This is a genomic window from Acidovorax sp. GW835-FHT14G06, assembly GCF_058793595.1.
In genome coordinates this window covers 58,059-72,087 of record NZ_JBXAGA010000001.1, presented here as the reverse complement: position 1 = coordinate 72,087, position 14,029 = coordinate 58,059, and the positions used below count along the sequence as shown (strand labels likewise).

Below are 14,029 nucleotides of genomic sequence, written 5' to 3'. Positions count from 1 at the left end.
GGACCACCTGCTGTTTCTCGATGGGTTCGCGCTCACCCGTCGATACACCGATGGGTGGTGCGGACAATGCCCTCAGGGCCGACCCGTGTCCAGCGGCGTCAGGCGTGCAATCTTTTTCTCTTCGGCCAGCGCTTCGATCTTGACGACCACCAGCGACAGGTTGTCGCCGCCTCCGCGTGCCCGGGAGCGGGCTTTTTCAATCAGGAACTCCGTCGCTTCGCGGGGCGACAGCGAATCGACCACCGATGCCAGTTCGGTGGGAGAAAAGTAGTGCCAAACCCCGTCGCTGCAGGCCAGCAAGACATCACCCGGCTGAAGTTGCGGAATGACGTGGGTAGTGATGGGCGGGTCGCTCTCTGTGCCAAGGCAACCTACCAGAATGTTGGAATGAGGATGGTTATTGGCCTCGGCTTCCGTCAGCTCTCCCCGGTCCACCAGGGCTTGCACATAGGAGTGGTCGCTGGTGCGAAACGCCAGCCGGGAACCCTGGAAGTGATAAATGCGCGAGTCGCCCGCATGCACCCAATGGCAGTCGCCCCGGGGATTGATGAGAAACGCCGCAATGGTGCTGTGGGGTTCTTGCTCTGCCGATATGGCCGTCAACCGGATGACGATGTGGGCCTCTTCAACCATGTTCTTGAGCATTGCCACCGGGTCATCGGTGTCAGGCGAGTACCGCTCGAACAGTTGTCGTGCTGTCATCATGACCTGGTCTGATGCCTTGCGCCCCCCGCTGCGCCCGCCCATCCCGTCGGCAACCACACCCAGAACGCAGCCGTTGTGCCGCTCGTGGGAGATCAGGGCCACCTGGTCTTGCTGGTATTCGCGGTCACCCTTGTGGATGCCGGTGGAGGCGATGAGGCGAAACGCTTTGGTCATGCTGCAGATTGTGGGGGCGCCCATGCGAACGCCTGTCGTGGAAAGCGGGCCAAGCGCGTATTATCCGCCCGCCTGTGGCATTTTTGCCATGCCCATGGCCTCCTGCCTTGAAACCCAGCCTGCACTCTCCCCACCGTCAGTTGATCGAGCTGCGCATGGAACATGCCGATCTCGACGCCCTCATCGACCGGTGCACGCCCGAAGCGGCACCCGACGAACTCACCCTGCGCCGTCTCAAAAAGCGCCGACTCGTGTTGCGTGACGCGATGGAGCGGCTGGAGCGGCAACTTCAACCGCAAGAGCCCGCCTGATGTCGCTGGTGGCGATGGTGCCGGAAGTCTTTGCCCCCGATGGTGTGCTGGCACGTGCGGATGGGCATTTTCAACCGCGCGACGGTCAGACCCAGATGGCCATTGCTGTGGCGCAAACCATTGTCGAGGGTGGTGCGCTGGTGGTGGAGGCGGGCACGGGAGTGGGCAAGACCTACGCGTACTTGGTTCCGGCACTGCTTAGCGGCGAGCGCGTGCTGTTGTCCACGGCGACCAAGGCCTTGCAAGACCAGCTGTTTGCTCGAGACCTGCCCCGATTGGCGCAAATCCTGGGGCTGCCTGTCCGCATGGCCCTGCTCAAGGGGCGCGCCAGTTATTTATGCCTGCACCGCATGGAGCAGGCACGGTTGGATGTTCTGGCCGAGGAGCGCGGACTGGCGCGTGTGCTCGCCAAGGTGGAAGACTGGTCGCGTCACACCGTATCGGGCGATCTGGCGGAGTTGACGGGACTGGATGAGCGCTCGCCAGTGATCCCGCTGGTCACCTCGACGCGTGAGAACTGCCTGGGCTCGTCGTGTCCCCGTTTTCGGGAATGCCATGTCCATCGCGCTCGGCGCGAGGCACTGGCGGCTGATATCGTGGTCATCAATCACCATCTGTTCTTTGCCGATGTGGCTGTGCGTGAGTCGGGAATGGCCGAGTTGCTGCCGACGGTGCGTGTGGTGGTTTTCGATGAGGCCCACCAGATCAATGAGACAGGCGTGCAGTTCTTGGGTACGCAGACTTCTACGGGGCAATGGATGGACTTTGCCCGCGACATTTTGACAGCCGGGCTGCAGCATGCGCGCGGTCTGGCTGACTGGACAGGTCTGGCGCAGCTTCTGGAGTTGTCTGCTCGGGACCTCCGTCTGGCCGTGGGCACCGCTGCTTTCCAGGGGCTGAATGGAATTTCAGCAGGGGGCCGATTGCGCTGGACGGAGGAGGCTCCCGAAGGTGTCTCGGGCGCTGCATGGCAATCCGCGTTGCGCGCATTGGCCTCGGCGTGTGCACAGGCGCTGGAGGCCCTGGACACCGTGAGCGAAATGTCCCCCGATCTGGAGCGCCTGTACGAACGGGGCAGTGCACTATTGGCCCGGCTCGCCAGGTTTTCAGGCCCGTGCCAGGCCGATGCGGTGCGTTGGCTCGATGTGGGCAACCAGTTGCGTCTGATCGAGTCTCCGCTGGACATTGCAGACGCTATGCGCACCCGGATTCTGGCGTCGCCCGCTGAAAGCTCGGACGGCGAAGCGTGGCCCGAGGAGCCTAGCGCAAACGCGGGCAGGGCGTGGATTTTCACCTCTGCGACCCTCGGTGCGGACGAGGCGTTGACCTGGTTCACCGAACGGGCTGGGCTCACGGATGCTCGCATCCTTCGGGTGGCCAGCCCCTTCGACTATGCGCGGCAGGCGGCTTTGTATGTGCCGCGCCAGTTGCCGTCGCCTGCAGATCCGTCCCACAGCCGTAGTGTGGCGGACTGGGTTGCACTGGCCGCTGACCCGCTGGGCGGGCGCACGCTGGTGCTGACCACCACGCTCAAGGCCTTGCGCACCATTGGCGACGCACTCAAAGCACGTTGGCAGGCTTCAGGCACGTTGGAGGTGCTGGTGCAGGGCGAGTGGCCCAAGCGGCGCCTGATGGAGCGTTTTCGCGAGGGGGCATCGCACGGGCGGCCGGGTTGTGTGCTGGTGGCTTCGGCTTCCTTCTGGGAGGGGTTTGATGTGCCAGGCGATGCTCTGCAACTGGTGGTTATCGACAAGCTGCCTTTTCCGCCCCCTGGAGATCCGTTGGTGGAGGCGCGCACCCAACACATCGAAATGGCCGGTGGCAAAGCGTTCACTGCCTACGCTCTGCCAGAGGCGGCGGTGGCACTTAAGCAAGGTGCCGGGCGTTTGATCCGGCATGAAGCGGATCGGGGTATTTTGGTGGTGGGCGACACGCGCCTCATCACGATGGGCTATGGCAAGCGCTTGCTGGCAGCTTTGCCCCCCATGCGCAGGCTGGAATCGCCCGAAGAGTTTGAGTCTACGCTGATGGCGCTTACCAAACCTTCCACCACGGATCCGACTTGCCTTTGAAGCCGCCATTCAGATAGGTGCTTTGAGGGTAGGACTTGTCCATCACGCGGCGTGCATCGTCCCGCAGCTGGGTCATTCCGAGCGCGTCGTACGACTGGATCAGAATGTACAACGCCTCTTCCAGCGCGGGCACGCCCTGGTAGTCTGCCAATGCGACCTGCGCGCGACTGATGGCAGCCACATAGGCGCCACGCTGGAAGTAGTACCGCGCCACATGCACTTCATATTGGGCCAGCGAGTTGACGATGTAGGTCATGCGCTGGCGCGAGTCCTGCGCATAACGGGACTCAGGAAAGCGTGTGACCAGTTCGCTGAATGCTTCAAAGGAGTCTTTGGCCGCCTTTTGGTCACGCTCTGAAAGATCCTGGCGCGAGATAAATGAGAACAGGCCCAAGTTGTCGTTGAAGTTGACCAGGCCCTTCAGGTACAGCGCATAGTCCAATGCAGGGCTGGCAGGGTGCAGCTTCATGAAGCGGTCCAGCGTTGCGACGGCTTGCGCCTTTTCGCCCGCCTTGTAGTGGGCATAGGCTTTGTCAATCTGGGCCTGCTGTGCCAGTGGCGTGCCTGCCGCACGGCCTTCCAGCTTTTCCAGCAGAGGAACGGCCTTGTCATACGCCCCGCTGTTCATTTCGTCCTGGGCTTCCGAGTGGATGCGATTGGGGCTCCAGCCAGCCGTTTTATCAACTGTGGTGCTGGAGCAGCCCACCAGCAAACCAGCCAGCAGCAGGGCGGAAACAAGGGGCAGTGGGGCACGCAGCATCGCAAGCAGCTTTCAGCAAAGAAGGAAAAAGGTGCACAAAGAAAGGCCTGGGGGTTTAGCCGTAGGGGAGTGCGCTCGGCGTACTCGTCACGGAAGCCTCCGGCGCCATTTCAGGCACGAAAAAGCATTGTACTGGTGGCGCCAGCAGCGCCAAGGCGCTGCCGACGCAAGTCCAGTAGGCGAGTCGCCAGGGTTTCTACAATGCCTGCATGTTTGTTCATTTGCGCCTGCACACCGAGTTCTCCGTCGTTGACGGTACCAATCGCATCGACGAGGTGGCCAAAGCGGCCGCCAAGGACGGCCAGCCCGCTCTGGCCATCACCGATCTCAATAACCTCTTTGGGGCGATCAAGTTCTACAAGGAAACGCGGGGTAAAGGAGTCAAGCCCATCTTGGGTGCAGAAATCTTTCTTGAAGGCGAGGCGGGAGGCGCCCCATCGCGCCTTATTCTCCTGGTGCAGAGTCGCCAGGGGTATCTGAATCTGTCGGAGCTGCTGGCCCGGGCCTGGACGCGCAATATCGTCAAGAACCTAGCGCTGAGCACCTGGACGTGGCTGGAAGAGCTGTCAGAGGGATTGATTGCCCTGTCTGGCGCGCAGGCGGGCCCTGTAGGGCAAGCGCTGATGAAGGGGGATGAGTCAGGTGCCGCCGACATTGCGTTGCGCTTGGCGGGTATTTTTCCGCACCGGTTTTACATCGAGCTGCAACGGGCCGGCCGAAACGACGATGAAGCCCATGTGGTGGCAGCCGCTCAGCTCGCTGCCCGGTTGAACCTGCCGGTGGTGGCGACCCACCCCGTTCAGTTTGCCGAGCCTGATGACTACGAGGCGCATGAGGCGCGCATCTGCATCGCCGAGGGAGAAATCCTGGCCAACCCGCGCCGGATACGCAAGTTCACTCGCGATCAGTATTTCAAGTCTTCGGCAGAGATGGAGGCCTTGTTTGCCGACCTGCCATCGGCTATCGCCAACACAGTCGAGATTGCGCAGCGCTGCAATCTGACCCTGGTGCTGGGCAAGCCACAGCTGCCAGATTTCCCGACGCCCAACGGCATGCCCATCGACGAGTATTTCCGGTATGCATCGTTCGAGGGGCTGGAGGATCGCCTGAAGCACCTGTTCCCTAACGAGGCCGAGCGGGAGAAGCAGCGCGCGCGTTATGTCGAGCGTCTGGAGTTCGAGCTTGGCACCATCCTCAAGATGGGGTTCCCGGGCTACTTTCTGATCGTGGGTGATTTCATCCAGTGGGCGAAGCAGAACGGCTGCCCGGTGGGGCCGGGCCGTGGCTCTGGCGCTGGTTCGTTGGTTGCGTATGCACTGAAGATTACTGACCTGGACCCGCTGCAATACAACCTGCTGTTCGAGCGATTCCTGAACCCCGAGCGCGTGTCGATGCCCGACTTCGACATCGATTTTTGCCAGTCGAATCGCGACCGGGTGATTGACTACGTCAAGGACAAGTACGGCAAGAATGCCGTGAGCCAGATTGCCACCTTCGGCACGATGGCCGCCAAGGCGGCAATCCGCGACGTGGGCCGGGTCATGGACATGAGCTACACATTTTGTGATGGCATCTCCAAGCTCGTGCCCGGCAAGCCCGGCATGTCCTACACCCTGGCTTATCCGCCCGAGGTGAAAAAGGAAGGCGACAAGAACAACTATGCGCTGGAGCTGGAGCCCATGCTCTACGAGCGCGTGCGCAAGGAAGAAGACGTCAAGACCGTCATCGAGATGGCGCAAAAGCTCGAAGGCATGACGCGCAACATCGGCATGCATGCCGGGGGCGTGCTCATCGCACCCGGCAAGCTCACCGATTTTTGTCCGCTTTACCAGCAGCCGGGCAGCGAGTCTGCGGTGAGCCAGTACGACAAGGACGATGTGGAAGCCATCGGCTTGGTGAAGTTCGACTTCTTGGGCCTGGCCACACTCACCATTTTGGAGATTGCGCGCGAGTTCATCATGAAGCGCCACAAGGGCCAGGAGAGCTTTGCGTTCGAGAATATCCCCCTCGATGATGGGCCCACTTACCGCCTGTTCTCCGAGGGCAAGACCGAAGCAGTGTTCCAGTTTGAAAGCCGCGGCATGCAGGGCATGTTGAAAGAGGCGCGCCCCAGCCGGCTGGAAGACCTCATTGCCCTGAATGCGTTGTACCGACCGGGCCCTATGGACCTGATTCCCAGCTTTGTGAACCGCAAGCATGGCAAGGAAGAGGTCATCTACCCCCACCCGCTGGTGGAGCCGGTGCTGGCCGAGACCTACGGCATCATGGTGTACCAGGAGCAGGTGATGCAGACCGCCCAGGTGCTGGGCGGCTACAGCCTGGGCGGCGCCGACATGCTGCGGCGTGCCATGGGTAAAAAGAAGGCCGAGGAAATGGCCGAGCACCGTGCCATCTTTCGCAAGGGCGCGGCCGAGAAGGGCATCAGTCAGGAGAAGGCCGACGAGGTGTTCGACTTGATGGAGAAGTTTGCGGGCTATGGCTTCAACAAGTCACACGCCGCTGCTTACTCCCTGCTGGCGTACCACACCGGCTGGCTCAAGGTGCACTACACGGCCGAGTTCTTCTGCGCCAACATGACGGTGGAAATGGATGACACCGACAAGCTCAAGGTGTTGTTCGAAGACGCACAAAAGATGGGCCTGTCGTTCGAGCCACCGGATGTGAATCGGGGTTTCTATCGGTTTGAGCCAGTCACCGACAAAGTCATCCGTTATGGCCTGGGGGCTGTGAAAGGCACGGGCCAGCAAGCGATCGAAGCCATCGTTGCCGCCCGTGAAGGGCGAGGTGAAGGACCTCAGGGCTCGACCAAGGGGCCCTTCAAGAGCCTTTTTGATTTCTGTGTGCGCGTGGACAAGGCCCGCATGAACAAGCGTACGGTCGAGGCTCTGATCAAGGCAGGGGCCTTTGATTCGATCCATCTCAACCGGGCGGCTCTGGTGGCATCCATTGATCGGGCCTTTGACTTTGCAGCCGCGACACTCGCCAACGTGAACCAGGGCGGTTTGTTCGACATGATGGGTGATGATGCCCATGGCTCCAGCACCCAGGAGCCCGATCTGGTCGACTCAACGCCATGGGGCATCAAGGAGCGGCTCACACTGGAAAAGACCGCCGTCGGGTTCTACCTGTCCGGCCATCTGTTTGACGAAGTAGCCACGGAGGTGCGCCGCTTTGTACGCACCCAGATCGATGAGCTGCTCGACAGCCGCGAGCCCCAGGTGCTGGCCGGCATCATCAGCGACTTTCGGGTCATTAACGGGCAACGCGGCAGGCTGGGGCTCTTCAAGCTGGACGACAAGTCCGCCGTGATTGAGGCTTCTGCCGATGAGGCGTTGCTCAACACCTACCGCAATCAGCTCAAGGAAGATGAGTTTGTAGTGATGATGGGGCGGTTGCAGCTAGACCACTTCAGCGGTGGCCTGCGCGTCAAGGTGCAGCAGGTATGGGACTTGGCGGGCGCGCGTTGTCGGTTTGGCAAATACCTGCATGTGACCGTGAGCGAAAAAGTGCCGGACGTGCCGCGCCTGGTACGCGAGTTTCCGCCCGTGCGCGAAGAGGTCGCCGAGGGAGAGTTGGTGCACGGACTGCGCGTGCGCATGGGCGTGCGCTGCGAGTCGGACGACGCTGCTGCAGTGGCAGAGTTGCAGCTGGGTGAGAACGCACGCTTCTACCCTAGTGATGCAGCCCTGGCGGCATGGACAGCCCAAGTGGGGGCAGGAGCCGCCAATGTGGTGTACGAGTGATTGAGTTACCTGCGGAAGTTTCTGGAACCCCCGGGTTGAAAAATACCTGGTCAACAACCAGCTTCTCCTGCAGTGGCACCCTGTTCGGGTCGCTAGAATGATTTTCATGGCAACAAAACCACCTTCACCCCCCACCGCGCCGCCGGTGACCCGGCCTGCGCGGGATGATGGCGGTTCGGTCGTGCTCGAGAGGCGCACCCAAAAGACCCTGCCGCCGCAGATGTACCAAGTGGTCATGCTCAACGATGACTACACGCCCATGGAGTTCGTCATCGTGGTTCTGCAGGAGTTTTTCAGCAAAGACCGCGAAACAGCCACCCAGATCATGTTGAAGATCCACCTTGATGGCAAAGGCGTTTGCGGCGTTTATTCGCGCGATGTTGCAGCCACCAAGGTAGAGCAAGTGCTTGACGCCGCCCTCAAGGCGGGCCACCCACTGCAATGTGTCAGTGAGCCTGTTGAATAACAGGTCTTTTGTCCCGATCTAAAGTCATCCCTTCCACGCAAGCACAAAGGAGTTCACATGATTGCCCAGGAACTGGAAGTCAGCTTGCACATGGCCTTTGTTGAGGCCCGTCAGCAGCGCCACGAGTTCATCACCGTGGAGCATCTGTTGCTTGCATTGCTCGATAATCCCAGCGCAGCGGAAGTGCTGCGCGCATGTTCGGCTAACATCGATGATCTGCGTTCATCGCTGTCGAACTTCATCAAGGACAACACCCCCCAAGTCGCTGGTACCGATGAGGTGGATACGCAACCCACGCTCGGATTTCAGCGCGTTATCCAGCGCGCCATCATGCACGTGCAGTCCACGGGCAACGGCAAAAAAGAGGTGACGGGCGCCAACGTGCTCGTAGCCATCTTCGGCGAGAAGGATTCGCACGCCGTGTACTACCTGCACCAGCAGGGAGTCACGCGTCTGGACGTGGTGAATTTCATTGCCCACGGCATCAAGAAGGGCGAGCCGCCCGAGCCCGCCAAGGCCGAAAACCAGGCTGAAGGCGAGGAGACCGGAGGTGGTGAACGCAGCGAGAAGGCCTCGCCGCTGGAGCAGTTCACCCAGAATCTGAACCAGGCGGCCAAAGACGGCAAGATAGATCCGCTGATCGGGCGCCACTACGAGGTCGAGCGCACGATCCAAATCTTGTGCCGCCGCCGCAAGAACAACCCTCTGCTGGTGGGCGAGGCCGGTGTGGGCAAGACGGCGATTGCCGAGGGCCTGGCCTGGCGCATCACACAGAACGATGTGCCGGAGATCCTGGCCGAGGCCACGGTGTACTCCCTGGACATGGGCGCGCTGCTGGCGGGTACCAAGTACCGGGGTGACTTTGAACAACGCCTCAAGGGCGTGCTCAAGTCGCTCAAGGACAAGCCCAATGCGATCTTGTTCATCGACGAGATCCACACCCTGATCGGTGCGGGCGCCGCCTCGGGCGGTACGCTGGATGCGTCTAACCTGCTCAAGCCAGCGCTTTCCAGCGGGCAGCTCAAGTGCATTGGCGCGACGACCTTCACGGAATACCGGGGCATTTTCGAAAAAGACGCAGCGCTGTCGCGCCGCTTCCAAAAGGTGGACGTGGTGGAGCCCAGCGTGGCTGAGACTATCGACATCCTGAAGGGGCTGAAGTCTCGCTTTGAAGAGCATCACAGCGTGAAGTACGCTGCCGCTGCCCTACAGGCTGCGGCAGAACTGAGCGCCAAGTACATCAACGACCGCCATCTGCCCGACAAGGCTATCGACGTGATTGACGAGGCAGGTGCAGCGCAGCGCATCATGGTGCCGAGCAAGCGCAAGAAGACCATCGGCAAGGCCGAGATCGAAGAAATCGTGGCCAAGATCGCCCGCATTCCGCCAGCGAACGTGTCGAACGACGACCGCGGCAAGCTGCAGACTCTGGAGCGCGATCTCAAGAGTGTGGTGTTCGGCCAAGACAAGGCCCTGGAAGTGCTCGCCAGCGCGGTCAAGATGGCGCGTTCGGGCTTGGGCAAGGGTGACAAGCCCATTGGCTCGTTCCTGTTCAGCGGCCCCACCGGCGTCGGCAAAACCGAAGCGGCCAAGCAGCTTGCCTACATCATGGGCATCGAGCTGATACGTTTCGACATGTCCGAGTACATGGAGCGCCACGCCGTCAGCCGCCTGATCGGCGCGCCTCCAGGTTACGTCGGTTTCGACCAGGGTGGTCTGCTGACGGAAGCCATCACGAAGAAGCCGCATGCGGTGCTCCTGCTCGACGAAATCGAGAAGGCGCACCCGGACATCTTCAACGTGTTGCTGCAGGTCATGGACCATGGCACGCTGACCGACAACAACGGCCGCAAGGCCGACTTCCGCAATGTGCTCATCATCATGACCACCAACGCGGGCGCCGAGACCATGAACAAGGCGACCATCGGTTTTACCAACCCGCGCCAGGCGGGCGACGAAATGGGCGACATCAAGCGCCTGTTCACGCCCGAGTTCCGCAATCGGCTGGATGCCATCGTCAACTTCAAGGCGCTCGACGAGCAAATCATCCTGCGCGTGGTGGACAAGTTCCTGCTGCAGCTGGAGACGCAGCTGGCCGAGAAGAAGGTGGAGGTCACCTTCACCGACGCCCTGCGCAAGCACTTGGCCAAGAAAGGCTTTGACCCACTGATGGGGGCTCGCCCTATGCAGCGCCTTATCCAGGACACCATTCGCCGCGCCTTGGCCGACGAACTGCTGTTTGGCCGCCTGACGGAAGGCGGGCGCCTGACGGTGGATATCGAGATGAAGAAGGACGACAAAGGTGTGGAAACGTCAGAGGTGCTTTTGGACATCCAGCCCTTGCCCAAGAAGGAGCGTTCAGCGAAGTCCGAGCCTGCAGAGCCAGAAGAGGCGACCGCCGACTGACCCCAGTTTCCCCTCAGTTCAGCAAAAAGCCCACGGTTCATGCCGTGGGCTTTTTTATTTTGCAGCGGTCGCAGGGGGCTTGCGCATCGCTGGTGTTCTGTGGAGGGGGCCTAACGTGTAGGCGTGCGGGCGGCAGGTGCGCCAGCACGCCCCGCCTTGACCGGCTGCGTGGCCTGCGCTAGCAAGGGAGCACATTGCGCGTCGTCGTCAGCGCCTGGTACCGTTACAGGCAGCAATGCCAAGGCTGCAGGCGCGGCCACCGCAGCGGCGATGGCTGCACCTGCGCGCAACAGCAGGGGGCCGGGTTCTATGCCCACATCGGGTTTGCCTAGCGTGCCGCGCACGTAAAGCGGAGTGCGCAGGGACAAGAACTTCCACTCCAGCGAGGCAGGCTTCACGCTCAGGTTCAGACGCTCCTCTCCCATGTCGATGGTACCCGTGACATCCACTACCGCCTCGTTGGTGCTCAGCTTGGCGGTACGGACAGTGGCAAGGCCTTCACGCACCGTCAGATCTGCCACCGCGCAACGCAGTTGCACTTCTTTGTTGTTGCCAAACAGTTTGCCCACCACGATGCTGCCAACGTTGAGCGCAGCGCGGTCCAGCAGTTCGCGGCTCAAAGTGCCGTCGCGCACATACAAGCGCGCCTCGCCGCTGCTGGTGCCCAGCCACTGCGCCACTGAATTCCCCTGACCATTCAGCGCCATGGCGCCATCGAGCCGCCCCAGGCTTTTGTGAGTCAGTTCCACCTCGGGGAACAGCGCAGCGAGCCGCAGGTTTTGCACGCGGGTGTCCATGTGTACCGTCAGCGGTCGGTTGCGGCTGTCCAGCACCAGTTTCGATTCGATCTGGCCTTTGGCTACGCCAAAGTGCAAGGGTTCCAGTCGCAGTACGGCACCGTCCAATACTGCATGCACGCTAAGGTCCTCCAGCGGCAGGCTGTTGGGCCGGATCACACGCTGCCCCGTGAACTTCAGATCCATATCCATCGTGCTCCAGCGTTCGGTGGCAAACGCAGCGTTGGGCAGTACCTTGCCATTGCTGCTAGGCTGGGCACTTGCTGTGGTAGCTGTACCGAGCACTGGACCCAGGTCTACAAGGCGCAACTGATTGGATGTGATGGCACCCGAAAGTTTGCCGCGTGGCGCACCCGACACGAAGCGCAAATTGCCATGGAGATCGCTCTGGCCTACCGTACCTGTGAAGTCACGGTAGTCCCACACTGCACGGCTTGGTTGCAAGCTGCCCTGCAATCGACCCTGGGTTTGAAACGGGGGCGTGTTGGGCAGGACAAGACCCGTGAGCGCATATAGATCCGCCATGCTGGCCCCCTTGAGCATGACCTGAAAATCCATGCCAGACAGCGCGCCCGGGTTGGCCAGAATGCCTTCAACCGCTGTTTCTACATTGCCTGCCTTGGCGGTGAATTGCAGGGGGTAGTTCACCTCCTTGTCGCGCAGCGTGAGAACAGAGCCGGCCTTGCCCTGACCTTCTATGCGCGCCTTGCCCAGCGTGCCCGTGAGGTCGAAGCGCATTCCATAGACAGGGGCGCCAGCAGCGCTGACGGTGTCGGAGGCAGGCGATGGTGGGTCCTGTGGGCTCGGGTCTTGCGGATCCTTGTTTATGGTGTCGATGTGGGCGGTAAGGTCCAGGTCCTGGGCTGCGTCGGCGTAGGCCAACTGTCCCTTGCGAACCACCAACTTACCAACGTCGACCGCCCAGCGGGGCGTGGCGTTGTCGGGGGCTCGCTGGGGCGCCAGTGTCCAGTTGTTGTTACCGTTGTGCAGCTGGACCAAAGCGATATCGAGGCCTGCGAGTTCGAGGGTATCGATGGCCACCTCCCTCGCCCACAGGGGCCAGAGTTTGATTGATGCGCGCGCCATCTCGGCTCTTACGGTGTGGCGTGGCTCGGCGGCCTTTCCAGGGCGGACAAACCCCGGCGGGTCTTGCATGACCAATTGCGTGGCTTGCACCGTAACTCCAGGTATCCACCGATGCCACCCCTCATCGAGCGGCTGAGGCCAGTGCCAAGAGGCCGACAGGTCACCCTCCACCGCAAACAGCCGTCCGGTCGCCTCACTGATGGTTTGGTTGAGCCAGGGTTTGGCACGGTTCCAGTTCCAATGACTGATCACTACGGCGCCGATCAGCAGCAAGCCCACAACGCCACCCGCTACGCCCAGTGCCACGCGCGCCCCCGCGCAGAGAAACCAAGGTCGTGGCTTGGTCACTGATGTTGTTGGTGCTGGAGTGGTGGTGGAATCAGTCTGAGGTTCTGTCATAGATAGACCATGCTAGTCCGCCGTGCGTGTTTTTTGGCCGTTCTGCCCTGCGTGATAGCCTATTGGCGTGCTTGTCCTACAGTAGTGCAGTGACTAAGGCAGATGCGTCGCAGGTGGTGCGTCCAATTGGCTCCATGGTTCGCGGTACTGGCTTTTGCCTTGATGGCCCGTCGATCCCCCTAGAATTCGCACGCCATGCACAACCCCCGCCATCCCCAAGTACTGCCTGTGCGAGATGGGGTGAGTCCCAGCTGCTTGGTGCTGCCCTCGCGCGGGCACGGCAGCATTCTGGATTTTTTGGCAGAGCGACTGTCGGCCGTGTCCCGTGAAGGGTGGCATGAGCGCATGAAGGCGGGTGTCGTGGTGGATGAACGCGGGCATGCCGTGCTGCCTGATCGGCCTTTCGAGGGAGGGCTGCGCCTGTACTACTATCGCAGCCTTCCGGCCGAGCCCGCCTTGCCGTTCAGTGAAACGGTGGTGTACCAGGACGAGCACCTGGTGGTGGCGGATAAGCCGCACTTCATGCCGGTAACGCCCTCAGGCCGGTATCTGCACAACACCTTGCTGGTACGCCTCAAACGCCGGTTGGGGTTGCCTGAGCTTTCGCCACTGCACCGCATTGACCGTGATACCGCTGGGTTGGTGATGCTGTCAGTGCATCAGGCAACGCGCGGGGCGTATCAGGCGCTGTTCCGCGACCGCCAGATCATCAAGCGCTACGAGGCCGTTGCACCGTGGCGCGCCGACCTGAGCTTCCCGCGTGACCATCGCAGCCGGTTGGAGGAGAGTCCGCAGTTCTTTCGCATGCAGGAGGTGTCGGGTGAGCCCAATAGCTACACCCATATCCAAGTGCTAGAGGTCGCTGGCGACTGGGCTCGGTACATGCTGTCGCCCGTCACTGGCAAGCGCCACCAGTTGCGAGTGCATATGGCAGCCCTGGGGCTGCCACTGCGCAACGATCCTTTCTATCCCATCGTAAACGACCCGCCCGAAGGCGACTACTCGCGGCCTCTGCAGCTGCTGGCGCGGTCTCTGGCGTTTGTGGATCCAGTTACCGGAGAGCACAGGGTTTTTGAAAGCAGGCAGGCGCTGAGCCTGCGTTGAACGCGC

9 protein-coding genes are annotated in these 14,029 nt (G+C 61.4%); 6 read left to right on the top strand and 3 right to left on the bottom strand.

What is annotated here, in order from left to right:
- Positions 1-72: 72 nt before the first annotated feature.
- The gene (locus AC1Q64_RS00325; protein WP_056063373.1) at positions 73-879 is read right to left on the bottom strand and encodes a PP2C family protein-serine/threonine phosphatase; all 807 of its coding nucleotides are present in this window, start codon (positions 877-879) and stop codon (positions 73-75) included.
- 107 nt (positions 880-986) lie between these two features.
- Here AC1Q64_RS00325 and AC1Q64_RS00320 point away from each other — a divergent pair, with 107 nt between their 5' ends.
- The gene (locus tag AC1Q64_RS00320; RefSeq protein ID WP_146870768.1) at positions 987-1,190 is read left to right on the top strand and encodes a YdcH family protein; all 204 of its coding nucleotides are present in this window, start codon (positions 987-989) and stop codon (positions 1,188-1,190) included.
- The gene (gene yoaA / locus AC1Q64_RS00315) at positions 1,190-3,262 is read left to right on the top strand and encodes a DNA repair helicase YoaA (protein WP_492250041.1); all 2,073 of its coding nucleotides are present in this window, start codon (positions 1,190-1,192) and stop codon (positions 3,260-3,262) included. The genes AC1Q64_RS00320 and yoaA overlap by 1 nt, the downstream gene beginning before the upstream one ends.
- Here the strand turns inward: yoaA and AC1Q64_RS00310 are convergent.
- Positions 3,225-4,022, bottom strand: coding sequence for an outer membrane protein assembly factor BamD (locus AC1Q64_RS00310; protein WP_291436464.1), 798 nt, complete (start codon positions 4,020-4,022; stop codon positions 3,225-3,227). The two genes, yoaA and AC1Q64_RS00310, sit on opposite strands and share 38 nt — an antisense overlap.
- A gap of 209 nt (positions 4,023-4,231) precedes the next feature.
- Between AC1Q64_RS00310 and dnaE the strand changes: the two genes are divergently transcribed.
- From dnaE to clpA, 3 genes are all read left to right on the top strand, one after another.
- Positions 4,232-7,765: a DNA polymerase III subunit alpha gene (gene dnaE / locus AC1Q64_RS00305; protein WP_492250040.1), complete on the top strand. Its 3,534-nt coding sequence runs from the start codon at positions 4,232-4,234 to the stop codon at positions 7,763-7,765.
- Between the two features lie 97 nt (positions 7,766-7,862).
- Positions 7,863-8,231, top strand: a complete 369-nt coding sequence (gene clpS, locus AC1Q64_RS00300; RefSeq protein WP_291436468.1) for an ATP-dependent Clp protease adapter ClpS — start codon at positions 7,863-7,865, stop codon at positions 8,229-8,231.
- Positions 8,232-8,288: 57 nt separating this feature from the next.
- Positions 8,289-10,637, top strand: a complete 2,349-nt coding sequence (gene clpA, locus AC1Q64_RS00295; RefSeq protein WP_291436470.1) for an ATP-dependent Clp protease ATP-binding subunit ClpA — start codon at positions 8,289-8,291, stop codon at positions 10,635-10,637.
- A 110-nt stretch (positions 10,638-10,747) separates the two neighbouring features.
- Here clpA and AC1Q64_RS00290 read toward each other — a convergent pair whose 3' ends face one another.
- Positions 10,748-12,868, bottom strand: a complete 2,121-nt coding sequence (locus AC1Q64_RS00290; RefSeq protein WP_492250039.1) for an AsmA family protein — start codon at positions 12,866-12,868, stop codon at positions 10,748-10,750.
- 246 nt (positions 12,869-13,114) lie between these two features.
- Between AC1Q64_RS00290 and AC1Q64_RS00285 the strand changes: the two genes are divergently transcribed.
- Positions 13,115-14,023, top strand: coding sequence for a pseudouridine synthase (locus AC1Q64_RS00285; RefSeq protein WP_492250038.1), 909 nt, complete (start codon positions 13,115-13,117; stop codon positions 14,021-14,023).
- The last annotated feature ends 6 nt before the right edge of the window (positions 14,024-14,029 follow it).

Bases quoted from the DNA above. Each gene is read 5' to 3' on its own strand.
- AC1Q64_RS00325 (WP_056063373.1), bottom strand. From the start codon at position 879: ATGACCAAAGCGTTTCGCCTCATCGCCTCCACCGGCATCCACAAGGGT.
- yoaA (WP_492250041.1), top strand. From the start codon at position 1,190: ATGTCGCTGGTGGCGATGGTGCCGGAAGTCTTTGCCCCCGATGGTGTG.
- AC1Q64_RS00310 (WP_291436464.1), bottom strand. From the start codon at position 4,022: ATGCTGCGTGCCCCACTGCCCCTTGTTTCCGCCCTGCTGCTGGCTGGT.
- dnaE (WP_492250040.1), top strand. From the start codon at position 4,232: ATGTTTGTTCATTTGCGCCTGCACACCGAGTTCTCCGTCGTTGACGGT.
- clpS (WP_291436468.1), top strand. From the start codon at position 7,863: ATGATTTTCATGGCAACAAAACCACCTTCACCCCCCACCGCGCCGCCG.
- clpA (WP_291436470.1), top strand. From the start codon at position 8,289: ATGATTGCCCAGGAACTGGAAGTCAGCTTGCACATGGCCTTTGTTGAG.
- AC1Q64_RS00285 (WP_492250038.1), top strand. From the start codon at position 13,115: ATGCACAACCCCCGCCATCCCCAAGTACTGCCTGTGCGAGATGGGGTG.